The sequence below is a fragment of the Anabaenopsis arnoldii genome (assembly GCF_028331025.1).
In the GTDB taxonomy this organism is placed as follows: Bacteria; Cyanobacteriota; Cyanobacteriia; order Cyanobacteriales; family Nostocaceae; genus Anabaenopsis; species Anabaenopsis arnoldii.
The window spans coordinates 84310-111241 of the sequence record NZ_JAQMUH010000194.1; the positions used below are offsets into that span (position 1 = coordinate 84310).

Below are 26932 nucleotides of genomic sequence, written 5' to 3' on the forward strand. Positions count from 1 at the left end.
TAGCTAGCCTATGAAACATTGGCTTCCTCTAAAGATTGTTTTTCTGCCGGTGGTTGTTTAAATGCAAACCGCAATAAAGGTGGTGCTAAGAAGGTTGTTAAAATCACCATGATAATAATCGCAGCCTGTAGTGGTTTATCCAGAGTACCACTAGCAGCACCAATCCCCGCAAATACTAACCCGACTTCACCACGGGGAATCATCCCTACACCAACTGCTAATCGGTTAATTTTAGCTTGGCCAAAAACTGACCAACCAGTGACAACTTTGCCAATGATTGCGACCACAATTAAGAAGGTAGCAATGATTAAACCCTCACGATTTCCCGGAACTAGAGGATTAAGAACACCTAAATCAACTTTGGCACCAACTGCAACAAAGAAAACTGGGACTAAAATATCAGCAATCGGTTTGACCTGCTCATCTAGCTCTTTGCGTTTATCCGTTTCATCCAAAACTAAGCCAGCTGCAAATGCCCCTAAGATCGCCTCTAAATGAATAGCATTAGCCAAAAAAGCCATCAAGAACGCAAATATCAATGCTGGTATAATTAAGTTGCCGCGCGTTTGCAATTTATCAGCAATGACCACAAAACTTTGATTGAAATATTTACCCAGCAAAATTGAGCCGACGAGAAAAACTGTAGCGCTGACAATTAAATAGATGACATTTAAGATATCAACTTCCCCTGTTTTGGCCAAACTCGCCACTACTGCCAAGACAATAATGCCTAAGATATCATCAATGACAGCCGCACCGACAATGATTTGCCCCTCACGAGATTTTAACTGCCCAAGTTCCGACAAAACTTTTGAGGTAATACCAATACTAGTAGCTGTCAGTGCCGCACCTGCAAAAATTGCCGGAATTAAGGGAGCATGAAATAAGAACAGCAGTCCTGCTGTCCCAGCCGCAAAGGGAACAGCTACCCCGACACAAGCTACAACTGTTGCTTGATAACCGACTTTTGTCAGTTCTTTTAAGTCTGATTCCAAACCAATTTCAAATAACAGAATGATCACACCCAGTTCCGCCAGGACGGAAATGATTTCACTTTGGCTGTGAAAAATTTCTGTTACTGCCTCGGGGCTGATGTTGTTAATCAATTGCAGGACACTTATAATGGCGGAGTCGGCAGCTGCTGCTCCACTCTCAGTAAATACCACTAAATGTAGAGCTGAAGCACCTACCAACACGCCGCCCAGTAATTCACCTAAAACAGGAGGCAAATCTATGACTCTAGACAACTCACCGCCAATTTTACTGGCAAGATAAATAACTACTAAACTGAGTAATACACCAGCCAAGACAATGGGGGCATTTTCAGCTTCGTTCGTGGTGGCCAGAAAAGGACTTTGCCAAAAGGAGTTAACTATCAATTCCGAAAAAATCATGTTACTTATCTGTGATCTTGATTAATTATCCTGTTAAATAAATTACTGCAAGAAACAGTAATTTACACATCTAGTTAAATAATGAACCTTCATACTTGCAGCCATTAACCTCAGATCAGGAGTGATATTTGGTAGGGTTGCTCTCCCTGACTGCATAGGTATCTACTAAAGCCAAGGCTCTGCTAAGTGCTTCGGCACGATTCATAAACCAATGCTCCCGGGAGACGAAATTCAACACACCCAGCTTTTCTAAGCGGCGTTTCACTTTCCCAGAGGCACCAACAATTAAGATTTTACGACCTTGCTCATAAGCATCTTTAATGGCATTTTCAATGGCTAAAGATGCGGTTACACCCAACATTGGCACATCGCTGATATCTAAAATCAATACGTCGGAGTCGGCCATTGCTGAATGTTCCCGGGCGATCGCTTTAGAAACTCCAAAGATCATCGGTCCACTGAGGTAGAATAAGACCACCCGCCCATTGGCTTGATCAAATAATGCCTTCTCTTCATCGTTCAAGACAATGGCATCATCAGCATCGGTAATGGTTTTGACATCCTGAGCTTGTAACTGCGAAAGACGTTCAATGGTTAAAATGTTGGCAATGAACACTCCCACACCCACAGCAATAATTAAGTCAACAAATACGGTTAAGAACATGACACCGTACATAATCACCGCCCCTTTGAGGGACACCTGATGAGCGCGTTTTAAAAAGCTCCAGTCGAGAATGTCAATCCCCACTTTAAGCGCAATACCCGCCAACACTGCCATGGGGATGCTTTGAGTTAAACTAGATGCCCACAAAACTACCACCAGTAAAATCAAGGCGCGAGTTATACCAGATAAAGCTGTTCTAGCACCGGTTTGGATATTCACCACTGTTCCCATGGTAGCACCCGCCCCAGGCAGTCCACCACATAAACCAGATACTACGTTAGCAATACCTTGACCAATTAACTCCTTATCAGATTTGTGTTCGGTACGAGTCAAACTATCAGCAATTACTGCAGTTAATAAAGTATCAATACAGCCGAGCATCCCCAACATTACCCCATTAATCAGCATCACAGTAATTTGTGATGCATTAAAGGTAGGCATTTGTAATGTTGGTAATCCCATGGGAATTTCCCCAATTCTTCTGATGTCAATATTGATGTTAGGATCGTTGAAAAGTACTCTGATGTTATCCTCGTTGAGTACCAGGGAAACTATTGTGACTACTACTAAAGCAACTAATTGTGGTGGGGCAAAACGCTTGTATTTAGATGGTATTAAGAAAATAATTGCCAAGGTCATGCATCCCAAGGAGGTTTCCACAGGATTAATCTTGCTCAACAGTTCTGGCAAAGCTTGCACCATTCCTAAAACCCCACCTTTAGGACTAGGTTGTCCCAAAAAGGGGGCAATTTGTAGCAGAATTAAGATCACGCCAATGCCAGACATGAAACCAGAAATGACGCTGTAGGGCATGAGGGTAATATATTTACCCAGCTTGAATACTCCGAATAAGATTTGAAATATCCCAGCCAGCATCACTACTGTAAATGCCATTGCCAGGCCAACCTGCTCTCCGTTACTCGCTATCATCGAACTGACAATAGCAGTCATGACCACGGTCATCGGCCCGGTAGGTTCAGAAATCAGAGTTGGAGTTCCACCAAATAAGGCGGCGAAAAAGCCCACGCAAACCGCACCATAAAGACCAGCCACAGGACCGGCGCCAGAGGCGACACCGAATGCCAGTGCTAGAGGTAAGGAAACGATGGCGGCAGTTAGGCCGCCAAATAAATCCCCTTGTAAGTTTCTAAAATGTATAGTATTCGTCAATTGCATATTAAAGGTATAATTTGTTGCAGAAAATTTACCTTTCCTACGACGAATCACTAAATAGTCATCGCCCATAGAGAAGGCTTGGGTCACAGGGAGTAACAATTAATTACCTGAAAAACTTATATGAGTTATGAGTTACCCTTAAAGATAGTCTACAGGTTTATCAACCAATTACAAGCCAGAATTTTAAATAAATATTAAATAAATTAAATTCTTTCCATAGATATAAAGCTATGGTTAGTAGGAAATACATAGAAAATAATCAAATATATAAGCAGAAACTATATTAATTTATATGTCAATTCTAAAAAAGAATGCAGATATCTGGTATTTAAGGTATCGCTTTAATGTTTTAGTACCTATTAATTGCAATACTGTTAAGGTAAAGCTCTGTGCAAGTATATATGTATAGCTTGCGGTAGATTGTGAAAACCGGTATTTATTCCCTGAGAAAGTAGTTATGACATCTGGGACTGTGTATAGTGAACCCAGGAGAAGTGCAGTATGGTGATTGACCACTACAGAAAATTAAAGATTACATAACAGTGGCAAAACTATGTTGCGAGTAAGTTAGGGAGTTTAGTCAAAAATTGGGCGAATTTTAGTAACTATAGTCATCCTATTTGAGTTGAGAAATTATCAGTGAGGAAAGGGAACAAGGAACAGAAATTGTTCAGAAATCAAATAGGAGTCCGATACCTGTATTTTCATTTAGGAAAACTACTATGACCACACACGAGGAACAGCACCAATGGCATGAATTAGCACAACAATTGCGGGTTGATAGTATTCGCAGTACCACCATTGCTGGTTCAGGTCATCCTACCTCGTCCATGTCGCCGGCGGATCTGATGGCGATTTTACTGTCTAAGTATCTGCGCTATGACTTCGATCACCCAGGAAATCCCAATAATGACCGCTTGATTTTCTCCAAAGGTCATGCAGCACCATTACTATATAGTATGTATAAGGCAGCGGGAGTAATCAGCGATGAAGAACTGCGATCGCTACGGCATTTTGGCAGTCGTTTAGAAGGTCATCCCACACCTGCTTTACCTTGGGTAGATGTAGCGACAGGTTCTTTAGGACAAGGATTAGCCATTGGTGTTGGCATAGCTTTAGCAGGTAAATATTTAGATCAACTTCCCTATCATACATGGGTGCTACTGGGTGATAGTGAAAGCGCCGAAGGGTCAGTTTGGGAGGCCTTTGATCATGCGGCACACTATACCTTAGACAATCTCATTGCCATTATTGATGTCAATCGCCTCGGTCAAAGGGGTCAAACCGAATTAGGATGGAATACACAAGCTTATGCCAACCGTGCTAGAGCCTTTGGCTGGCAAGCCATTGAAATTGACGGTCATAATTTAACCGAGATAGATCAAGCATATAGCGCCGCTGTAACTGTGAATGATCGCCCCACCGTAATTATTGCCCGTACCATCAAAGGTAAAGGAGTAGCCTCCCTAGAAGACTTAGGTGGGTGGCATGGCAAAGCCCTAAAACCTGATGCTCAAACCCAGGCCATTGCCGAGTTAGGTGGAGAACGGCAGATAATCATTGAGGTAGATAAACCAGAAGAACAAAGACAACCAGCCAGCATTGGTAAAGCCATACCATTGCAACTCCCCACATATAACAAAGGTGCAAAAGTTGCTACAAGACGAGCCTATGGTGATGCGTTATTAGCATTAGGAGCCGCCCAACCGAATGTTATTGCCCTTGATGCAGAGGTGAGTAATTCCACTTATGCCGAAGACTTCGCCGAAGCCTATCCTGAGCGGTACTTTGAGATGTACATTGCTGAACAGCAAATGGTAGCAGCTGCTGTGGGCTTGCAGGTGAGAAAATACAAACCCTTCGCTTCTACCTTCGCCGCCTTCTTGACTCGTGCCTACGACTTTATCAGGATGGCCGCTGTTTCTCGTGCCAACATTAAATTAGTCGGTTCCCATGCAGGGGTATCCATTGGTCAAGATGGGGCTTCACAGATGGCCTTGGAAGATTTAGCAGCATTCCGAGCCGTGTGGAGTAGTACCGTACTGTATCCCAGTGATGCCAATCAGACAGCCAAATTAGTGGCACAAATGAGCGATCGCCATGGTATTGTTTACCTGCGCACCACCAGAGAAAGTACACCAGTCATCTATGATACTAACCAACAATTCCCCATTGGTGGTAGCAAAACCATTCACAGTTCACCGGGCGACCAAGCAACAGTCATTGGTGCGGGTATCACAGTACATGAAGCCATTAAAGCCTATGACAGACTGAAAAAAGAAGGCATCACAATTCGCGTCATCGATGCTTATTCAGTCAAACCCATAGATGTGCAGACACTACATCAAGCAGCACGGGATACCAGAGGTAATTTAGTCGTTGTCGAAGATCACTGGATAGAAGGCGGATTAGGTGCTGGAGTCCTGGATGCCTTTGCTGGTACTAGTAATACTCCCTTTTATCATGGGCCACAACTGCGATTAATTAAATTAGCGGTGCGGGATATGCCAGGTTCAGGTACACCAGAAGAACTACTTCATGCTGCCGAAATAGATGCCGATGCCATTGTAGAAGCGGTGAAATCCCAAGTTAGACAGCCAGTAGGAGTATAAGCAGCAAAATATAACTCTTTCCTTCGATAGGAGTTAACAGTAAAACCCACAGTTATCTTAGAAACTACTTTAACCAGGAGTTAAGAAAATGCCCGACAAGTATCATACAGGAACCAAAGACGAACACTTTAACCTCATCAGCGTATTATATCACGCTCTCAAGTGTTCCGCCTGCTGTGAAACATATATCAAAGATGCCGAACAAGCAGGCGATCGCGAACTCGTCCAATTCTTCCAAAATATCAAACAGGAAAACCAGAGAACAGCGCAGACAGCCAAGCAAATGCTAGCCAAGCGCACAGAGCAACTAGTAGCACATTAGACAACCCAGAACAAGGAATAGACAATATCTATTGTCTATTCCCCAGCTCCTTGAAAAAACCCATATCAACCAACACCAACCACCGAAATCAAATCCCGACGACACCTTTCCCAAGCCAGAGTAGTAGAAATAATTTCATCCAGGTCATTATATTTTGGTTGCCAACCCAGTAACCTACCAATTTTATCAGCACTAGCAATCACACAAGCCGGGTCACCGAGGCGACGTTCTGCCTCCACAACAGGAAAATCCACCCCAGAAATCTCCTTCACCCGTTCAATAACCTCACGGACACTGTATCCTTGTCCATAACCACAATTGAGAACCTGGCTATCGTGACCTTGCTCCAGATAAGTCAAAGCATTTAAATGTGCAGCTGCTAAGTCTTCCACATGAATATAATCTCTAATTGCCGTTCCATCTGGTGTAGAAAAATCCGTACCAAAAATTTGCACCCCTGATCTGCGTTGCAATGCAGCATCACAGGTAACGCGAATCAAATGAGATGCATCTTTTAACATCTGCCCCAATCGTCCACCAGGTTCTGATCCTGCCACATTAAAGTATCGTAAAATTACGTAACGTAAATCAGAAGCCTTGGCATAGTCACGAATCAGCCACTCACAAGCAAGCTTAGAACGTCCATAGGGATTAATCGGTTCAGTGGGCGTAGATTCAGTTACGGGAACTGTTGCAGGTTGTCCATAGACAGCGGCTGTACTAGAAAAGATAATTTGCTTTACACCCATGTTGTGGCAACAACGGAGTAAATTCAGGGTATTACGAGTATTGTTAGCGTAATAGTCTAGGGGATAACAAACAGATTCGGGTACACTCAGACTGGCAGCAAAGTGTAAAACCGCAGTAAATTGGTGCTGAGAAAATACCCGCCACAGGTGTTCTGAATCTTTTAAATCACCAATAATTAACTCACCATGTAATACTGCTTGAGGTGAACCCGTAGAACAATTGTCATAGACGACAACATCATAACCTGCTTCTCCCAACTGACGAACTACATGAGAGCCAATGTATCCTGCTCCCCCAGTGACTAAGACTTTTTGATTCATCTGCCTTTACCTAGTAGTACTACACGAATGGTTTTGAAAAAGATTGCTAAATCTAAAGCCAGAGAATAATTCTTGATGTAGTAGAGGTCATAAGCTAGTTTTTCCCTAGCATCCTCCACTGATGCGCCGTAGGGGTACATCACCTGGGCCCAGCCTGTAATTCCCGGTTTGACAACGTAACGTAAGTCATAGTAAGGAATTTCTTCTCGCAGCTTGACATCGAATTCTGGTCGTTCTGGACGCGGGCCAATCAGGCTCATTTCTCCGCGCAGAACGTTTAAAATTTGTGGTAGTTCATCGATTCTGATCAGGCGTAACCAGCGTCCTACTCTAGTAATTCGCGGATCTTGCTCGTTAGCCCACTGCGCTCCCCGTTTTTCCGCATCCTCATACATAGAGCGGAATTTGTACACTCTAAAGGGCTTTCCATCCAGACCAGCTCGCATCTGTGTGTAGAACACTGGCCCTGGACTATCTAACTTAATCGCTACTATTACTAGCAACATCAGTGGAGATAACAACCCCAGTAATGACCATGCCAGAATAATGTCTAATAGCCGCTTGAGTTTTTGGCTAATACTGTCAGCTACTAAATTAAAACCATTACCAAAAGCCAGCCAGTTGTCCTGAAGCACAGATGAGGGAAGTTTATACCACAAAGTTTCACAAATATCGGGAATACCGTAGATGGAGACACCAGACAAACGTAACTGGATTAACTGCTGTGTATGTACATCAGATAATTCTGTTGCTACTATTACCCCTGACCAAGATTGTTGACTCCATTGGGGTAGGTCATTGAGGCTCCCGGTAGACACTCGATTACTTTTCCCTAACTCATTAATGTTCTGCTCGGCGGTTGTTAGTACAACCAAGCGACCTAAGGAATTGTGTTCTAAAAAAGTTTCACCAAATAAAATGGCTTTTTTAGTTGCACCTAAAATTAGCCAACGGCTTTGTTGAGCTTGCGATCGCGCCCAGTTTGAAGACCATATTCTTAATCCTATAGCCCAGAGGGTAAATATGCCTAAACTAGGGAGCAAGATCCCTCGTTGTAAAACTAGATATTGTCCCCAAACACCAGTACAGTAAATCAGAGAGGCCACCATACAGCCCACAACCGCATTACTGACCAAAACCCGGTAGGGAGAACGTAAACCTGATATTTGGGTCTCTGGATGGTAAGTATTTGCTAAATACAACCCGGCGAGAATTAGGCAGAAAAATAAATAAATTATAGGTTCAAATTTACCCCCTTGCCACCAGATGCAAAGGGATAAACTTAAGGATAAACCCACAATATCCCCTAATAACAGTAGGACACTGAGGATATTATCTATGTGATATAAATTCTTAGTTTTTCTGCCAATACTAAAAGTCGTATTCATATGTATAAATCAGTAATAATTCGAGACGGAACTGGCAAAATATCTCAGAAAAACACATCATGCCTCCTCAAAAACCAAGACACGATTTACAGGAATACACAACTGAATCTCATCAGATTGATTAGAAAAAATAGTCTCGGTTTTTCTCTCCGCTATTTTTGTATTGATGGTTATTGAGTGTCATGGAGAACTTAATATATTTGGATTCCTCACTTCTACGTCAAAATCACTTAAGTTTAAAAATTCAGTAAAATCACCTTAGTTTGTTATGGACTAAGGATAAAAAATCAGTATTATTGCGGTTAGGGTAAATTCAGTAAAATCACCTCAATCATTTGTAAGATATAATATAAATTCAGTAATGTCTGCTATAGCGTGAAACGGGTAAAATTACGTTTGTTATCAACACTAAAAATCTTAGATAATTCATAATGTTGTTGATCAATTATCAGAGGATATGATGTGATTTGAACTATAGTCATCTTCTACTGCATCTTTAAATATCACTACAAATAAGGCAATAAATTTCTAAAATTTCTATTAGTGTCAATATATAGAGTATTAACTGATGTATGCCTTACTATCAAGAAGAACAAGACCAGATCAATTTACAAAAGTATTGGCTAACTGTAAAAAGACGTTGGTTACTGATAGCAACCATTATCGGGTCTGTTTTTGGACTGACCGCCTTCGTGACTTTTAGTCAAAAGCCGATTTATGAAGCCGAAGGTCAGTTGCTTTTTGATAAGCAAAATAGTATTTCTTCTCTAACGGGTGTGACTGAACAGCTCGGACAACTAAGTGGTGTGGGAACTGGCTCCAACCCTTTGGACACCCAAGCTGAAATTATTCGCTCCCACCCCCTAATTCAAAAAACTATTTCTGAGTTACAGTTAAAAAATCAAGATGGACAACCTTTAGGAATCAACACTTTCAGGAGTAAATTAAAAGTGGAAACTGTTCGAGGGACTGATGTTTTGCAGCTTTCCTACCGTAGTGTTGACCCTGAAGAAGCCAAAGCGATTGTGAATCAATTGATGTCTGCTTATCTGGAGAATAATGTACTGACCAACCGTTCTCAAGCTACCGCGGCACGGGAATTTTTAAGTAAAGAGTTACCCGTGGTTGAAGCACAGGTTGCAGCAGCAGAATTGGCACTACGTCAGTTTAAAGAAAAATACCAGGTTGTACTTTTAGAAGAAGAAGCTAAACAAGGAGTTGAAAGACTCTATGAAATATCTAACCAAATCACTCTGCTGCGGGCGCAGTTGGTAGATGCTAACAGCCGTTCTGGTGCTTTGCAAAATCAATTGGGATTGAATACACAGCAAGCCACAGCAATTAACACCTTGAGTCAGTCAACAGCAGTACAACAAGTGTTATCAGAATACCAAAAGGTTCAAGATCAGTTAGCTGTGGAAAGGTCTAGGTTAACAGATGAACATCCCACAGTTGTCAACTTATGGGAGAAAGAACAAGCTCTCAAAGCACAGTTAGAAGGAAGAGTCAGTCAAACCCTAGGTAGTTCACAGCCAATTCGAGAGCAAGATTTACAAATGGGACAACTCAAACAAGCCTTAACTGCTAATTTGGTGCAAGTAGAAGTAGAACGGTTGGGGTTGGAGAATCAAGTTAATGTATTGACCCAGGCTTTTGCAGCTGATGAAGCCCGTCTGAGAACCTTACCTAAGCTCGAACAACAACAACTACAGCTACAACGACAGCTACAAGTGGCAAGAGTTGTCTATGAACAAATGCTGACAAGATTCCAAGAAGTGCAAGTGGTGGAAAACCAGAATGTAGGTAATGCCAGAATTATTTCTGAGGCTTTATTGCCGGATAAATCGGTTTCTCCCCGTATTCAATTGAACCTAGCACTAGGTGGATTTTTAGGATTCTTCTTGGCTTTTGGAGCCGCTTTATTACTAGATGCTGTGGACAAGTCTGTGAAAACAGCCGAAGAAGCCCAGCAGTTGTTCGGTTATCCTTTGTTGGGTACCGTTCCTAGGCTATCTCGTGATCAGAATACAACAGAATTACCTGTACTCAATAACCCTTACTCATCGGTGAATGCAGCCTTTGAAATGCTGCAAATCAACCTTGGTTTTAGCCTTTCCGACCAGGAACTCAAGCTAATTGTAGTCAGCAGTTGTCTACCAGGTGAGGGTAAGTCTTTTGTGGCGGCTAATTTGGCAGTGGCTACTGCCCAGATGGGAAGGCGAGTACTATTAATTGATGCAGATATGCGCCGTCCCCGTCAACATGAACTGTGGAAACAACCTAACTTGATGGGGTTAAGTAATATTTTAGTGGGGCAGGCAGCCCTGGCACAAACCACTCACGAAGTCATGGTAAATCTAAACTTAGTTACTGCGGGAACCATACCCCCTAACGCAGCCGCCCTATTAGACTCACAGCGGATGCAGCAGTTACTGCAACAGGCTTCCCAAGATTATGATTGCGTGATTATTGACACGCCACCTTTGAGATTTATTGCTGATGCGTCAATTGTCGGGAAAATGGCAGATGGAGTACTATTAGTTGCCCGTCCTGGTGTGGTTAATTCTGATGCTATTATCACTACAAAGACACTGTTAGAAAATTCGCGGTTGTCCGTGTTGGGCATGGTGGTAAATGCCGTATCTAATAACAGTACTTACTCTTACAATCATTATTATAACTATCATTCTAAAAACGGTTATAGGAAAAACCATACTATTGAGGCTCAATTTAAAGAAATCACCGGCAAATGGTTCAATAAATCCTAATTATTATTATGTCATGCTCCTCGAAAACCTTACCTAGTAATAGCATCAGTGGAAATACGTTTTCTAAAATTCGATGAAATTACCTATTGTTTTTTTGTGGAGAAGGCATAAGATATGAAAATTGCTGAACTTAAGCCTTTTTATAGGATGCAAGCATTGAATTATTAACAATCTGTACACTAGTATAGGAGGTCAAATTGTCCAGAAGGTGCGATCGCAATCGGAACCGTTCAAAACGTAGAGCTATTTACTGTCCTATTCATGGATGTTATCTTGATAGCGTTAGTCAAAAATATAGAATTTATGCAGATAAATTAGGTCAGTTATACCAACGGTTTTCAAGTCAGCGTAATGCGTCTTTATTAATAGGCAAATATACAACAGTTCCCCTCAAAGCAGAGTGGTTAGAGGCTTTTTGGTGTCAAGAGTGTCAGCAAAGAAACTGGTATTATATCCGTCACTTTGATGATGGGAGATACGAGATTTCTTTAGCTCCCAGGGAACTATGGCAACAAGTAACAAAGCTGATTGATTCTCAAGTTAATGGTTCTATGGGTGACTTTACGCGGATGAACGCCAGACTTTAGCAGTTCCTGATTAGAAAAAGTAATACTCTTGTAGATTAAATTTAATTTTCGGGTTAATTTTCGGGTTAATTTTCGGGTTAATTTTCGGGAGACTGAAGCCAAATGCTAGACAAATATACAAAAAGTCTGTTCTCATGGCAGGAAAAAGCCTCTGGAAAATTAGCAATTCTTCAAAATGTAGCGTGGCTATTTTTTGATCGCATTCTGCGCATGGGGGTGGGGTTATTTGTGGGTGTTTGGGTGGCGCGTTATTTAGGAGTAGAAAAGTTTGGCATCTTTAACTATGCTACTGCTATTGTTGCCTTATTCAATCCCTTAACAAAGCTGGGTTTAGATGGCTTAATAATCCGTTCTATTGTGCGTGAGCCGGGAATTAAAGACCAAATTTTAGGGACAACTTTTTGGCTCAAGTTAGCTGGTGCAATAGCATCTATATTCTTAGCAGTTAGCTCTATTTTTGTATTGCATCACGATGACCAGTTAACTGTAGGGATAGTGGCAATTTTGGCAACGGCGGGAATTTTTCAAGCCTTTGATGCAATTGACTATTGGTTTCAGTCTCAAATACAGTCTAAATATACTGTAGTTGCCAGGAATACGGCATTTATTATTACAGCACTGGTGAAAGTTGCTTTGATTAAAATGCAAGCGCCGTTAGTTGCTTTTGCTTGGGCTACATTAGCAGAAGTTGCACTGGGTACCGTAGGTTTAATAATTGCTTATAGCTTTAAGGGTTATTCAATATTCTGGCGTTGGAGTCTGACACTTGCTAAGACTTTATTGAAAGAAAGTTGGCCTTTGATGTTATCTGGTTTAACCATCATGATTTATATGAAAATTGACCAGATTATGTTGGGGGAAATGGTTGATACTACCGCTGTGGGTTTGTATTCAGCAGCCACCCGTATTTCTGAAGTTTGGTATTTCATTCCGATGGCGATCGCTTCTTCGGTTGGTCCAAGAATTTATGCGGCTAAGGACATAAGCGAAGAAGTTTATTATCAAAAAATTAAACAATTACTGCGGTTACTACTGGTAATTTCTATTATTATTGCTGTACCTATGACATTTCTGTCGAACAGAATAATTACAATACTTTTTGGTAGTAGCTATTTAGCAGCAGGTTCAATATTAGCAATTCATATCTGGGCTGCTGTATTTGTATCTATGGGAATCGCTACAGGAATTTGGTTTGTAGCCGAGGGTTTTACCCATTTGGCTTTCCAGAGAAACTTGATTGGGGCAGTTACCAATATATTTTTAAATCTCTTTTTAATTCCAGCTTATGCTGGAGTAGGTGCGGCGATCGCCACTGTAATTTCTTATGCAATTGCTAGTTTTTTATCTCATAGCATTAATCTCAAAACGAGAAAAATATTTAAATTACAAATTCAAGCATTCTACTTTTTTCATAAATAGATAAATCAGATTTACATTAGGAGTTACTATGTCAATTAAAATTGGAATCATCACCTATCATCATACAATTAACTATGGAGCAATCTTACAGACATATGCCATATTTAAATTTTTACAAAACAAGGGATATGAAGTAGAAGTAATTGATTATCGACCAGAATCAGTTAGCTGGGAAGAAAAAAGATATTTATACTTATCTAAATATTTTCTTTTAAATCCCCTAGGCGGAATAAAAAGAAAATGGAATATGAATAAGTTCATAGATAAATATATTAAATTGAGTCCGGGCAGATTTTATAATATTGATAGCTTGACTCAATATAATCATGCATATGATTATATGATTTGTGGTAGTGATGAGATTTGGAATATCAATTTAAGAGGGTTAGACAAAGCCTATTTCCTAGACTTTGTAAGTAATCAACAAACTCTTAAATTCAGTTATGCTGCGAGTTTTGGATCTACAAAAGTTTTGGGCATTGATCAGCCAAAAATATCTGAGATATTTAAACAATTTCATGCTATTTCAGTCAGAGATACTAATAGCGTAAAATTAGTTAAACAATGTGGTTTTCATGCAGACAAAGTTATTGATCCAACCTTTCTAATCAATTATCAAGATGTTATAATTTACCCTAAAATCAAGAATAAATATTTACTTGTCTATGGTTCCTTAACGATAAGTGAAGCTGAATATGTCAAAATTTTAGCGGAGAAGGAAGGTTTAGAAATCATTTCTATAGGCTCACATAACTTCACAAAGTTTGGCAAATTAGATTTATTTGATATCAGTCCAGAAAAATGGTTAGGGTTTTTTAGTCAAGCTAGTTTTGTGGTTACTAAGTTTTATCATGGTGTAATATTTTCTTTAATTTTTAACAAACCATTTATTGTTTTTGAGCAGCAAAGTAAATCAGTTAAGATAAATGATTTGTTAAGTATGTTAAATTTAAAACAGAGGATGTTAAGTTTAACCGAAACAGACCAGAACAAGATAAAAATAAGTAATGACCATAACTTATGGTCATACATTATGACTGATTCGGAAAAGAACGAATTAAATAAGCACATTGAATATTCTCAGGATTATCTGCTTTATAAAGCATTAAAATAGCTCATTTTTTCAATAGTCTTATGATTAAGAATACTCTGCTGCAAAAACTAATTACCCAATATCAAATGCTTAAGTTCAGAGTAAATTTAACTTTTGATTATTATTATGATCTGCAAAGGTTTTTTCAATTTTCTGCAACAAATAATCCCTATACAACAAAGACTATGCTGCAAGGGAGAATTATTGCTCACTATCATGTCATAGAAAAAGGGCTATCTTTAAAGACTCCCAGGCCTGGTTTTGGAGCTAATATAGTAAATAATTTACTATTACTACTTAAACACTATGAAGAAAATTATGGGTTAGATGAAGTAACTGAGGTAGCTATTAATGTTTTATATTCTTATTACAAATTTAATCTGAGCCATAATTGTGATAATGAGCAACTTTACCTGAAAATAATTCAAATTAAAGATGAGAAATCGGTTAATAATGAATATTTAGCAGAGGGAGGTACAATTGAAATTAAAAAAGCACATATTCATAAAAGTGCTTTGATAAATTTTCAAGATTTTGTCAATAGTAGACACAGTATTAGAAATTTTGCTAATGGTGATGTAGATATAAAGTTGATCAAAGATGCGGTTTCAATTGCTATAAAAACTCCATCTGTTTGTAATCGACAAACTTGGAAAGTTCATGTTTACAGTCATGAAGAAATTAAAAATAAAATTTTGAGCCATCAGAATGGTAACCGAGGCTTTGGACAGTATGCTGATAAAGTACTAATAATTACTTCAGACCTCAATTATTTTACAGGTTCTTCAGAGAGAAATCAGTGCTTTGTAGATGGTGGTTTATTCGCAATGTCTCTAATTTATGCTTTGCATTCATTGGGACTGGGAAGTTGTTGTTTAAATTGGTGCGTGAGTCACCAAACAGATAAACTTCTGAGAAAAGATGCAGGTATTAAAGAATCTGAAACCGTAATAATGATGCTTGCAGTTGGTAATTTACCTGATGAATTATCTGTTGCTAACTCTGCTAGAAAAGCAGTGGAGGAAGTTTTAGTTTTAAATCATTAAAAATGAAGGTAATTATATCAACCTACAAGCGGAGATTTATAGATGATTAAACCACTAATCGTTAACACAATGGATATAGACGGAGGTGCTGCTCGTGCAGCTTATCGGCTACATCAAGGGCTAAAGCAAGTAAATATTGATTCCAGAATGCTCGTGGGAAATAAGACTAGTGATGATATTACAGTTTTAGGAACAAATAATAAACTAGGTAAAGCATGGATAAAAATAGCAGGAGCGTTAGACTCCCTACCCCTCAAAACCTATTCCCCTAGTCACAATTTAATGTTCTCCTTGCAGTGGTTACCTGATCAAATAGGAGCAAAAGTAGTTGAAATTAATCCTGACGTAATTCACTTACATTGGATTAATACCGGTTATATGCAAATAGAAACACTTGGGAAGTTCAAAAAACCGATAGTTTGGACACTACATGATATGTGGGCATTTACAGGGGGGTGTCACTATAGTGAAGATTGTGATAAATATACAATGTCCTGTGGTGCTTGTCCACAACTAGGAAGTCATATAAAAGATGATATTACTCAATGGATTTGGCAGAGAAAAGCTAAAGCATGGTCTAATCTAAATTTAACTATAGTTACCCCTAGTCGTTGGTTGGCTGATTGTGCTAAAAAAAGTCTTTTATTCCAGAACTTAAGAATTGAAGTTATACCCAATGGGTTAAATACTCAAGTTTACAAACCCATGGATAAAATAATGGCTAGAAAGTGGCTCAATTTACCATTAGATAAACATCTGATATTGTTTGGCGCTATTAACCCCACCGCTAATAAACGCAAAGGTTTTCATTTACTCAAACCTGCTATACAGAAGTTAAGCCAACAGCACAACTCCAACAATATCGAATTGGTTATTTTTGGTGCATCTCAACCTTCACAGGTTCCCAATTTTGGGTTCAAAACACACTACTTAGGACGTTTACATGATGATATAGGACTAGCATTAGTATATTCAGCCGCAGATGTGATGATAGTACCATCTCTTCAAGAGGCTTTTGGACAAACTGCATCTGAGTCATTAGCTTGTGGTACACCAGTTGTTGCTTTCGACATAACCGGTTTAAAAGATATTATCGATCATCAACATAATGGCTACTTGGCTAAACCTTTTGATGTGGATGATTTAGCTCAAGGGATTACTTGGGTATTAGAGGACAAAGAAAGATTAATAAATTTAAGTAAGAATGCTCGGCAAAAAGTTGAGCGGAACTTTAGTTTAGAAATACAGGCTAACAGTTATTTATCAATATATAAATATGTTTGTGAAAATTAACTGGTAGATGTACGGCTTAGAGCATCTTCTTAGAAAAGAGGGGTAAAAAATCATGTCAATAGGTAATTTAGATCAAAGTTTATATGGGAATATTCATAAGGTCAATTCCAGTCCCTGTATACTCCTTTTTGATTTGGAAACGGGAGGACATCACCCAAGTTATATTCGCCATCTAGTGAATTATTGCTGCGATCAAAAGTTGCCAATTAACCTAGATATTGTTGTATCGCCTAAATTTATAGATGAACATCCTGATGTTGTGGAAATTCCCATTAAGACAAATCAATCACAAATTAGATTTATATCAATAACTGTAGAAGAATATCGCTATTTACTTAATGCAGGTTCTTTATTGCAGAAAATATTTAGAGAGTGGAAATTATATTGTCAATATGCAAGAGTTCTGCAAGCAACACACTGTTTATTAATGTATTTGGATACTCTGCAATTACCTATAGCTTTAGGAGAACAGTCTCCTTGTCCATTCTCTGGGATTTATTTTAGGCCTACATTTCATTACAAAGATTTTAATAACTACACATTTTCTGTAAAAGATATCTTTCGAGGGTGGCGACAAAAATTAATTTTGCATAGAGTTTTAAATAACCCCCAGTTTCACTGTTTATTTTGCCTGGACAACTTAGCTACTAAATATATTAAAAAACTTCACTCTCCAGCAGAGATTGTTAGTTTAGCTGACCCTGTAAAAACATATAATTCTCAACAAGAAAAAATCGAGGTACTGCGCCAAGAGCTTGGTATTGGTAAAGATAAAAAGATATTTCTTCTATTCGGTAAAATAACTAGTCGTAAAGGTATCTATAAATTACTAGATGCTATTAATATTTTACCTGAAGAAGTTTGTCAAAAGATATGTTTGTTACTGGTGGGTTCTATAGTACAAAAAGATAAAATATTAGTACAAAGTCAAATAGAAATAATTTCTCAGTCTTTGCCTATAGAAATCATTACCTGTGATAAATTTATTGCAGAAGAACAGGTACACCTCTATTTCCAACTATCAGATGTTATCCTAGCTCCCTATCAAAAACACGTGGGAATGAGTGGAATATTATTACTGGCTGCTGCGGCAAAAAAGCCCGTATTGGCATCTAATTATGGGTTGATGGGTCAGTTAGTACGCCAAAATAAACTGGGTATAGCTGTAGATTCAACATCACATGAAGCAATTGCTAATGGCATGACCTATTTTATTGATAATCAAAAAAAACCAGCAGATATTTTTGACTTAAAACTCCTGAATGATTTTGTAGAACAAAATTCTGTAGATAATTTTTCGCATACTTTATTTAAAAATATTTGTACAGAAATAAAAGCTGATTTTTTATAGGTTAAGAAAATATGAATATACATACATCTATTTTATCTTCCCCATTTTACTTGAAATTAAAAATATTATTATTCTCAATAGCTTTATTTGGGTATGGAATAATTGCCTCTTTTATTTACGATGGATCAAGTTCGCGGTTGCTAACTCTACCTTATCGGGCATTTATATTTTTACTGAGTATACTAGTATTTTTAACTAAAATTAATCATAATAATCATCAAAAAACAAGTAATCCAGGTAAAATATCATTACTGTATTTTGTTTTTACATATATTTTTTTCTACTCCTTAAGACTAGTCCATGATGTCGTATACCAAGATATATTTCGAGAACCTAGCGAATACTTGTTATTTTGGTTTTGTATGTGCTTAATACCAGGGATAACATTTATATTTTTAGATTTTAAGCATTCCCAAAAATATTTATATTTATCCTGGCTCTTATTGGCGATCGCCTCAATTTTAGCAATACCTCTCATTTTACAAGAACAAGCCAGTGGAACATTTGTCGCACAGGGGAGATTGGCCAGGGAAGCATTAAATCCAATTTCCTTGGGACACCAAGGTGGTTCACTATTATTAATCAGTCTCTACATTTTACTTAATCAACAAGATAGCAATAATAAAATTACTCAAAATTTATATATATTATTTTCATTCATCGGTTTGATATTACTCTTTTTCGCTTCTTCCAGGGGTCCAGTTATAGCGGTTAGTTTCTGCTTTATTTTATATTTAATTAGAATTTTTATACAAAAGTCAAAAGGTAATGTATGGAAAAAAATGGGTGTCATTATAATGTTGATTGTTTTTGCAAATCTTGCCCTTTCATTTGCATTGGATTCGGGTAGTAGTTTAATAGAACGTTTTTCTTCTACTGCTAATGATTTTGATAGTTCAAGATTTGTACAACGCCCAGAACTATATCAGACCGCTATTGAACTCATAGCCAAACATCCAATATTTGGCTATGGTTTAGAACTACCTGGTGTGGGATATCCACACAATATAATACTTGAAGCATTTCTTGCTACTGGGCTTGTAGGCGGATTTTTATTTCTGATACTTTATATTTATGCCGCAATCAAAGCATTAAGAATAATTATGTATGAAAATAATCCATGGGGATGGTTAGGGATTATTTATATTCAGTATGCTATTGCTGGTATGTTTTCTGGTTCTTTATACAATTCATATATGTTTTGGTATTTATTCTTCGCTATTTGTGGTTGGAAGAAGTTAAATACAGCCCCCAGACAATAGCAATTTTGACTCATACCTTGATTTGGTTTTAATTATGAATTATTCTCCCATTGCACTTTTTGTCTATAAGCGTCCTGAGCATACTCGCCGTACATTAGAAAGTCTTATCCAGTGTCCTGAGTTTGCTGATAGTCCCCTTTATGTTTTTTGTGATGGTGTGAAAAAAGAAGAAGATAGAGAAAAGGTAAATCAAACTCGTGAATTAGTTCACTCTTTATTAAATGAAAAAGCCAATATTATAGAATCTTCAGAAAATAAGGGTCTAGCAAATTCAATTATTGCTGGAGTCACTCATATATGTGAAATATATGGTCGTGTAATAGTTCTAGAAGACGATTTAGTAGTAGCACCTGAGTTCTTAACATTCTTAAACACCGCTTTAGATAAGTACCAAGATCAAGACTCCGTAATGCAAGTTTCTGGATATATGTTTCCAATTCCAGAGTTAATACCGGAAACTGAAGCCCTATTTTTACCCTTCATATATTCTTGGGGATGGGCTACATGGCAAAGGGCTTGGTCAAAGTTTGACCCACAAAGTACTGGCTGGGAAGTATTAAAGAGTGATAAAAATATGCGATCGCGTTTTGATTTAGATGATAACTACGGTTTTTTTGATATGCTAAATCAACAAATGTCTGGGAAAATAGATTCTTGGGCAGTTCGCTGGTATTGGAGTGTTTTTAAACATAATGGATATGTACTATATCCCCCAAACAGTTACATTACTAATATCGGTTTAGATGGTAGTGGTACACATGGGTCTTGGTACGTAAATCAACGTTTAAAACAGATTCATTATCAACAATTGAGTCAATTTACACTACCAGATGATATTAAAATCAACGAAGACAAATTTAAGCTTATTAAAAAATATCTCAGAACTTTACAGCCCAAATGGGTGAAAATCCTGAAAAAATTCTTGATCCCTAGTTGGGTTGTAAAACTTCGTAAATGTGCCTTAGCTGTTCGTAATTACTTTGTTTGAATAGTCTGAGTATCTCAAGTTTGATCTATTTTGAATCACCACAAACACTAATTTATTAAGGTATCATATGGCTGTAAAATTTGTGAAATCTTTGATAAATACCCAAAAAATTAAATACATACAGCAAATATCAATTTTTTCCTCCTTTTTAAATTCTAAGTTAGGTGAATATAGCCGTATATATCCCTTTACTAAAGTAAGTGACACCCAAATTGGAGCCTATACTTATATATCTTACGGATGTATAATTAACAATTGTCACATAGGTAATTACTCTTCAATTGCTCGTGGTGTAAAAATTGGTTTGGGTAAACATCCGGCAAATTTCATTTCAACATCACCAATATTTTATTCTCTCAATAACCCTTTAAAAAAATTGTTTGTCAGATCGCAAAAGTTCACGGAATTTGAAAGAACAACTATTGGTAATGATGTCTGGATAGGAGTCAACGTTGTGATACTTGATGGCGTTACTATTGGAGATGGTGCAATCATTGGTGCTAATGCTGTTGTCACTAAAGACATTCCACCTTTTGCCATTGCAGTAGGTTCTCCTGCAAAAATCATTAGATATAGATTTTCCGAAGAAAATATGCAAAAATTATTGTCTATAAAATGGTGGAATAAAGATATTTCAGAATTAGAAAATGTTAAAGATTTATTTCAAGCTGAGGCTAATGATTCATTCATTGATAAATTAACAGACCTCATGGTTTGAAATTTTCTCTAGTAATTACATCGTTGAAAATATGGCAATTAATATTAAATATTAAATTTCTCAGTTCTTTGGTATCCAGATTAAATATAATCATGAAAGAAATCGCTATTCTTACCCAATATTTCTACCCCCATCAAGGTGCCACCTCTCAGCTAATTACAGACTTAGCTAAGGGACTGTCCCACCGGGGATACACTGTTAATATATTCACAGGAACCCAAGCAAAACAAACCACCCCAGAATCACTAAATCTTAAGATTAACCGCGCCTTCTCCCCCATTAAATCTAGCACCAGCATTTACAGTAAAATTGCCAGTTCAATATTTTTCCTCCTGGGCGCTTTATGGTATGTGATATTTCAAGTACCCCCTAGTACCCCCCTGTTAATTGCTTCTAACCCCCCCTACGCTGGTGTTTTAGGTATATGTTTTAAAATTATCCATCGGGGTAAATATTATTTTCTCCTGCAAGATATCTTTCCCGAATCAGCTGCAATGTCTGGAATAATCAAGGAAAACAGCATCATATATAAGTTCCTCAGCAAAGTTATCTATTTTACTTATAAATATTCTGAGTATATCATTGTTCTCACCACATCAATGCAGGAATTTATAGAGAAAAAATATCCTGATTTAAAATCTCGAATTAAAATCATTGAAAACTGGTCTATTGCAGATATTCCTATTGTCAAGAAACAGGAAAACCAATTTGCTCAACAGTATCAGCTTCAGCAAATATTTACCGTTTTATATTCAGGTAATTTGGGTAGAATGCATGATATTGAAACCATAACGGAAGCGGCAAAAATACTTAGAGATGAACGGATTAGATTTGTATTTATTGGTGATGGTGCCAAAACTCAGATAGTTAAACAAGCTATTGATACCGAGCATCTGCAAAACATTCTTATACTACCATACCAGGCGCGAGAAGTATTACCTCTATCATTAACAGCTTGTGATATTTCCTTAGTTAGCCTCATACCAGGCGCAGAATACATAGTTGCACCCTCAAAACTTTACGGAATGCTAGCAGCAGGTAGGGGAATTATATCTATATCGGTATCAAATTCATATATAGACCAGCTATTAAGTAATTCTGGTTGTGGGATTAATATTCCCCCTAATCATCCTCAGTACCTTGCTGATATAATTCGTCAACTACAAAGTGACGAAGAAAAAGTTAAACTCATGGGTGAAAGAGCGCGTCAACTATATGAAAACAAATATACATTTCATCGTGCCTTAAGTGAATATGAGCAGATTCTGTTTTCTTCACCCTTAGAGGATGTTTGAAAAGTGATGATTAATGTATCAAATATTGTTTTACCCATCCCTAACCCTCCCCTTACAAGGGGAGGGAAAATGTCATCTTTAGATATACACCCTATACTCAATTATGTCATGACTAAAACTATTGTTACCGGAGCCGCTGGATTCATCGGTTCTCATCTTGTAGAAACTCTGTTAAATCAAGGACAGCAAGTCATTGGAGTGGACGAGTTCAATGATTACTACAGTCCCGAACTAAAGCGGAAAAACATCGCCAGTTTCCAAAATCATCCCGCATTTACTTTAATTGAGAAAGATATTCAGGTTTTAGATTGGCAGACACTACTAGAAGAGGTAGATATAGTTTACCATCAAGCTGCCCAAGCGGGGGTTCGTGCAAGTTGGGGTCAGGGTTTTCGTGCTTACAGTGAGCGCAATATTAATGCTACACAAATTATATTAGAAGCGGCAAAAGATAGCAAGCACCTGAAAAGATTAGTCTTGGCTTCTACCTCTAGTATTTATGGCGATGCCGAAACCTTACCTACCCATGAGGGAATTTGTCCCCAGCCAGTTTCACCTTATGGTATTACTAAACTCGCAGCAGAGAGATTGTGTGGACTGTATTACAAAAACTTTGGTGTTCCCTATGTCTCACTGCGTTATTTTACAGTTTACGGACCAAGACAGCGCCCAGATATGGCATTTCATAAGTTCTTTAAAGCAGTAATTGAGGATCAGCCTATTCCTATTTACGGTGATGGAAAACAAACCCGTGACTTTACCTTTATCAGTGACGCTGTGGCGGCTAATTTAGCTGCCGCTACTGTACCAGAAGCTGTGGGGGAAATCTTGAATATTGGTGGTGGTAGTAGGGTAGTATTGACAGATGTTTTAGATACAATGGCAGAAATTGTGGGTCAACCAATTAAAAGAAATCACATTGAAAAGGCGATGGGCGATGCACGCCACACGGCGGCTGATGTATCTAAGGCCAGAAACATTATCGGTTATCTACCCCAGGTATCCTTGAGAGAGGGTTTGTCTCAAGAATGGCAGTTTATTCAATCTTTGTATAGCTGTTGACGCGTCCCCTTTACCCCCATGAAAATAATTTAGGATTTTTATTATACCAAGTAAATTTGGCAACTCGCTTATATCCCCTGGGGTTTACTCCAGGGGATATATCTATTGTTAGTGGTGAAGTAGCGTATACTATAACTCACAGTTTGTACACAGGACTAAAGTTTTCTCTATCCTGAGTGGTTACGCAACTGTTACTCCGAACCTTAGTATCTATCTACTCTGATATCTTAGGGGTGGTTTTTTGCCAAAATTTTAGTTATGGAATAACATTAGACTATACAATGTGAATTTAAACAAGTATAAATGATTGGCGTTGTAGAGTTATAGATAAATTATGCCATCTTATCAAGAAGACCAAGACGAGATTAATTTAGCACAGTATTGGCTAACTATCAAAAGACGTTGGTTGCCCACAGTCACCATAGCCGCCTCTGTATTTGGTCTCACAGCTTTTTATACTTTTAGTCAAAAGCCCATTTATGAAGCCGAAGGTAAACTGATTTTTGATAAACAAAGTAGTGCGTCTTTGACAGGTGTGAGTGAGCGGCTCGGAGAACTCAGTGGTGTAGGAAGCACATCCAACCCTTTGGACACCCAAGCCGAAATTATTCGCTCTCACCCCCTGATTCAAAAAACCATTGATGCCTTGCAGCTGAAGAATGAGGATGGGGAACCCTTAGGCATCAGTGGTTTTCTGCGTAAACTCAAAGTCCAAAGTATCCGGGGAACTGATATTATGCAGTTGTCTTACCGTGATACTAGTCCTGAGCAATCCCGGGCGATCGTCAATCAATTGATGTACGCTTATCTAGATAATAATGTCTTGACCAACCGTTCCCAAGCTACAGCCGCCCGGAAATTTCTCATGGAGGAATTACCCAAGGTGGAGGCACAAGTTGCATCTGCGGAATTAGCACTACGTCTGTTTAAAGAAAAATACGAAATTGTCGCCTTAGAAGAAGAAGCTAAACAAGGAGTTGAAAGACTCTATGAAATATCTAACCAGATTACTCTACTACGGGCGAGGTTGGCAGATGCTAACAGTCGTTCTGGTGCTTTGCAAAATCAATTGGCATTGAGTACACAGCAAGCTGTGTCCCTGAGCAGTCTGAGTCAGTCAAGAGCAGTACAACAAGTGCTATCAGAATACCAGAAGATTCAAGACCAGTTAGCGGTGGAAAGGTCAAGGTTAACAGATCAACATCCCACAGTTGTTAATTTATTAGAGAAGGAACAAGCTTTGAGGGCACAGTTGGAAGGAAGAGTTAGTCAAACTCTGGGTAGTTCACAACCCATCGCAGAGCAAGATTTACAAATGGGACAACTCAAACAAACCTTAACTGCTAATTTGGTGCAAGTAGAAGTAGAACGGCTGGGCTTGGAGAATCAAGTTAATGTATTGAACCAAGCTTTTACTGCTGATGAAGCCCGTCTGAGAACCTTACCGAAGCTCGAACAACAACAACTACAGCTACAACGACGGCTACAAGTGTCACGAGGCATTTATGAACAAATGCTGACTAGATTACAAGAAGTGCAAGTTGTGGAAAATCAGAATGTCGGTAATGCCAGGATTGTTTCTGAGGCTTTATTACCGGATAAATTCGTTTCTCCTCGTATTCAATTGAATTTGGCACTGGGGGGATTTTTAGGCATTGCTTTAGCTTTTGGCTCGGCTCTATTCCTGGATGCTATAGACAAGTCTGTAAAAACAGCCGAGGAAGCCGAGCAGTTACTCGGCTATCCTTTGTTGGGTGCCATTCCTCAGTTAGACCGTCAAGAGGGGACAACGGAATTACCATTACTGGATAACCCCTATTCGGGAGTGAATTCCGCTTTTGAAATGCTGCAAATCAACCTTGGTTTTACTCTTTCTGACAAGCAACTCAAGGTGATTGTGGTTAGTAGTTGTTTACCAACTGAGGGTAAATCTTTTGTCGCAGCTAATTTGGCATTGGCTAGCGCTCAGATGGGAAGGCGAGTGCTATTAATTGACGCAGATATGCGTCGCCCGCGTCAACATGAGGTGTGGAAAAAACGTAACTTGATGGGTTTAAGTGATATTTTGGCGGGGCGGGCTTATTTAGCACAAACTTCCCAGGAAATGTCGGTAAATCTGGACTTGCTAACTTCGGGAACAATACCCCCTAACCCGGCTGCACTATTAGATTCCCGGCGGATGGAGGAGTTAGTAAAACAAGCATCCCAAGATTACGATTATGTGATTATTGATACTCCGCCTTTGAGATTGATTGCCGATGCCACAATTATCGGGAAAATAGCAGATGGAATCTTGTTAGTTTCTCGTCCTGGTGTGGTTGACTCTGATGCTATCAGGACGACAAAGGCATTGTTAGTAAATTCACAGTTGCCAGTGTTGGGTATGGTAGTTAATGGTATATCTAGTAATAGCAGTTATTACTACAACAATTATTACCACTATTCTCACTATAATCATTCCAGAAATGCCACAAGGAAGAGAGATAAGATTCAGTCACAATTAAAAGCAATTACGGGTAAATGGTTAGATAAAAATTGACACCCTCCTTGATTTACCCCAAAGTAGCCAACATCCCCTCTGCAGAGAACGATGTTTTAGATAAGTAATAAAACCAACATTATAAAATACAGTATGAAATTTATGTCCTAAAAATCACAAATATGCTTTAATATATAGTGTCACTGTGTTGCATATGCTCACGTGTAGGTTATAACCCTTAGTATCTAAAACAATCCAATGAAAAATGCACAGTCGGACTATCAAATCTTAATTCTGTGTGATTTTCTGTGATTCGCTTGTAGCCGAAAAATTTAGTAAGTATGCTATTTTAAGTAGGATACTCCTTTTTAAGAGTTGGGCTTCGATGGTCTCAATTGATCTCAGTCCCTCTAAACGTAACCTTCGCAAGTTGTAGTTAGATTTAGCTGAGGAGGTCGAATTGCGGAGAAGGTGTGACCGAAATCGGAAACGTTCAAAACGTAGGGATATCTATTGTCCTATACATGGCTGTTATCTGGATAGCGTGAGTCAAAAATATAGACTTTTCGCCGACAAAGCAGGACAATTACAGGAACGAGGCTTAAGTCGGCGGGCGGCATTATTGTCCATCGCCAATTACACAGCAGTAACCTTACATGGAGAGTGGTTAGAGGCTTTTTGGTGTGAACACTGTCAGGAAAAAAAGTGGTATTATGTCTGTCAGTCGTCGGATGATGGTAGATATGATATTTCTTTGGCACCCAAGGAACTCTGGCAACAGGTAACAGGAGTAATTGACCCTGACGGGAATCCTTCAGTGGGTGAGTTTACGCGGCTAAATGCTAAACAACTGAACCATCATGCTCTCAATAATTTTTATTGTTTGTGAATGCACCCAAAGCCTCTGTTTCTAGGTCTGCTGTTTCCATTGCATGATACGAGGTG

Annotated in this window: 20 protein-coding genes; 16 read left to right on the forward strand and 4 right to left on the reverse strand. The window is 38.6% G+C overall.

All coding sequences use genetic code 11. The features are described 5' to 3' along the window. Nucleotides 1-8: 8 nt before the first annotated feature. Together PN457_RS17640 and bicA are read right to left on the reverse strand one after the other, a co-directional pair. A complete protein-coding gene (locus tag PN457_RS17640) occupies nt 9-1394 on the reverse strand; it encodes a cation:proton antiporter (RefSeq protein ID WP_271734883.1) in 1386 nt (461 codons plus the stop codon). Nucleotides 1395-1509: 115 nt separating this feature from the next. Beyond that, nucleotides 1510-3234 (reverse strand): bicarbonate transporter BicA, encoded by a 1725-nt coding sequence (gene bicA / locus PN457_RS17645; RefSeq protein WP_271734963.1) that lies wholly within the window; start codon nt 3232-3234, stop codon nt 1510-1512. Between the two features lie 722 nt (nt 3235-3956). Between bicA and PN457_RS17650 the strand changes: the two genes are divergently transcribed. Next, the gene (locus PN457_RS17650; RefSeq protein ID WP_271734884.1) at nt 3957-5846 is read left to right on the forward strand and encodes a transketolase; all 1890 of its coding nucleotides are present in this window, start codon (nt 3957-3959) and stop codon (nt 5844-5846) included. An 88-nt stretch (nt 5847-5934) separates the two neighbouring features. Beyond that, nucleotides 5935-6168 carry a hypothetical protein gene (locus PN457_RS17655; protein WP_271734886.1) on the forward strand — a complete coding sequence of 78 codons (234 nt, stop codon included), beginning with the start codon at nt 5935-5937 and terminating at the stop codon, nt 6166-6168. Between the two features lie 65 nt (nt 6169-6233). Here the strand turns inward: PN457_RS17655 and galE are convergent, their stop codons facing one another. Next, nucleotides 6234-7238 (reverse strand): UDP-glucose 4-epimerase GalE, encoded by a 1005-nt coding sequence (gene galE, locus PN457_RS17660; protein WP_271734887.1) that lies wholly within the window; start codon nt 7236-7238, stop codon nt 6234-6236. Further along, nucleotides 7235-8626: a sugar transferase gene (locus tag PN457_RS17665; RefSeq protein WP_271734888.1), complete on the reverse strand. Its 1392-nt coding sequence runs from the start codon at nt 8624-8626 to the stop codon at nt 7235-7237. The genes galE and PN457_RS17665 overlap by 4 nt, the downstream gene beginning before the upstream one ends. Before the next feature lie 572 nt (nt 8627-9198). On the opposite strand from PN457_RS17665, the gene PN457_RS17670 reads away from it, so the two are divergent. From PN457_RS17670 to PN457_RS17735, 14 genes are all read left to right on the forward strand, one after another. After that, nucleotides 9199-11394 (forward strand): GumC family protein, encoded by a 2196-nt coding sequence (locus tag PN457_RS17670; protein ID WP_271734889.1) that lies wholly within the window; start codon nt 9199-9201, stop codon nt 11392-11394. A 197-nt stretch (nt 11395-11591) separates the two neighbouring features. Then, on the forward strand, nt 11592-11981 hold the full coding sequence (locus tag PN457_RS17675; RefSeq protein ID WP_271734890.1) for a hypothetical protein: 390 nt from the start codon (nt 11592-11594) through the stop codon (nt 11979-11981). 102 nt (nt 11982-12083) lie between these two features. Continuing rightward, nucleotides 12084-13400 carry a flippase gene (locus PN457_RS17680; RefSeq protein ID WP_271734892.1) on the forward strand — a complete coding sequence of 439 codons (1317 nt, stop codon included), beginning with the start codon at nt 12084-12086 and terminating at the stop codon, nt 13398-13400. Between the two features lie 28 nt (nt 13401-13428). Next, complete coding sequence (locus PN457_RS17685; protein WP_271734893.1) at nt 13429-14514, forward strand: polysaccharide pyruvyl transferase family protein; 1086 nt, start codon at nt 13429-13431, stop codon at nt 14512-14514. A gap of 20 nt (nt 14515-14534) precedes the next feature. After that, nucleotides 14535-15539 carry a nitroreductase family protein gene (locus PN457_RS17690; RefSeq protein WP_271734894.1) on the forward strand — a complete coding sequence of 335 codons (1005 nt, stop codon included), beginning with the start codon at nt 14535-14537 and terminating at the stop codon, nt 15537-15539. A 45-nt stretch (nt 15540-15584) separates the two neighbouring features. After that, a complete protein-coding gene (locus PN457_RS17695) occupies nt 15585-16832 on the forward strand; it encodes a glycosyltransferase family 4 protein (protein WP_271734964.1) in 1248 nt (415 codons plus the stop codon). 52 nt (nt 16833-16884) lie between these two features. Beyond that, a complete protein-coding gene (locus PN457_RS17700) occupies nt 16885-18183 on the forward strand; it encodes a glycosyltransferase (RefSeq protein WP_271734895.1) in 1299 nt (432 codons plus the stop codon). 11 nt (nt 18184-18194) lie between these two features. After that, the gene (locus tag PN457_RS17705) at nt 18195-19445 is read left to right on the forward strand and encodes an O-antigen ligase family protein (RefSeq protein ID WP_271734896.1); all 1251 of its coding nucleotides are present in this window, start codon (nt 18195-18197) and stop codon (nt 19443-19445) included. 34 nt (nt 19446-19479) lie between these two features. Further along, a complete protein-coding gene (locus tag PN457_RS17710) occupies nt 19480-20433 on the forward strand; it encodes a glycosyltransferase family protein (RefSeq protein WP_271734897.1) in 954 nt (317 codons plus the stop codon). 67 nt (nt 20434-20500) lie between these two features. Continuing rightward, the gene (locus PN457_RS17715) at nt 20501-21151 is read left to right on the forward strand and encodes a CatB-related O-acetyltransferase (protein WP_271734898.1); all 651 of its coding nucleotides are present in this window, start codon (nt 20501-20503) and stop codon (nt 21149-21151) included. 92 nt (nt 21152-21243) lie between these two features. After that, nucleotides 21244-22446, forward strand: coding sequence for a glycosyltransferase family 4 protein (locus PN457_RS17720; RefSeq protein ID WP_271734899.1), 1203 nt, complete (start codon nt 21244-21246; stop codon nt 22444-22446). Nucleotides 22447-22554: 108 nt separating this feature from the next. Next, the gene (locus tag PN457_RS17725; protein WP_271734966.1) at nt 22555-23508 is read left to right on the forward strand and encodes an NAD-dependent epimerase/dehydratase family protein; all 954 of its coding nucleotides are present in this window, start codon (nt 22555-22557) and stop codon (nt 23506-23508) included. Nucleotides 23509-23842: 334 nt separating this feature from the next. Next, nucleotides 23843-26047: a GumC family protein gene (locus tag PN457_RS17730; protein ID WP_271734900.1), complete on the forward strand. Its 2205-nt coding sequence runs from the start codon at nt 23843-23845 to the stop codon at nt 26045-26047. A gap of 400 nt (nt 26048-26447) precedes the next feature. Continuing rightward, nucleotides 26448-26876 (forward strand): hypothetical protein, encoded by a 429-nt coding sequence (locus PN457_RS17735; RefSeq protein WP_271734901.1) that lies wholly within the window; start codon nt 26448-26450, stop codon nt 26874-26876. Nucleotides 26877-26932: the final 56 nt, after the last annotated feature.